This is a genomic window from Mesorhizobium sp. M2A.F.Ca.ET.039.01.1.1, from assembly GCF_003998035.1.
Taxonomy (GTDB): domain Bacteria; phylum Pseudomonadota; class Alphaproteobacteria; order Rhizobiales; family Rhizobiaceae; genus Mesorhizobium.
Map to the genome: position 1 here is coordinate 1 of NZ_RZRY01001546.1, position 437 is coordinate 437.

The 437-nt window shown below is 67.0% G+C and carries 1 protein-coding gene; it reads left to right on the top strand.

Features of this window, described 5'->3' with window-relative positions; genetic code table 11:
• Positions 1-45 precede the first annotated feature (45 nt).
• A partial coding sequence (locus tag EOA24_RS40860; protein ID WP_245502016.1) for an HAD family hydrolase occupies positions 46-437 on the top strand: 392 nt, incomplete at its 3' end.

Sequence of the window (437 nt, forward strand, 5' to 3'; positions counted from 1 at the left end):
ATCGTGCACACGGTGGCGGCCAGGCGGCTGTTCGAGGCCGGTATCATGGTCAAGGACGGCTCGGCCCTGGAGCGGCTGGCGGAGATCGACACGGTTCTCTTCGACAAGACGGGAACGCTGACGACGGGGCGGCTGAGCTTGGCCAATGCCTCGCAGATCGAGCCATCCGCACTGGCGATCGCCGGTGCGATCGCGGCTCGCTCCAATCATCCCGTGTCGCGGGCTCTGGCGGCCTTCGACGACGGTTTGCAAATGATGCCGGTCGCAATTGCCGAGCATCCGGGACTGGGGGTCGAGTGCCGGATCGGGCGGCACCTCTACCGGCTCGGCCGGGCCGAATGGGCGGTATCCGGCGCCACGGCCGCAACCATGCTCTCACGCGACGGCCATCCGCTCGCTTCATTCATTTTTGAGGACAGCCTGCGGCAGGATGCGGC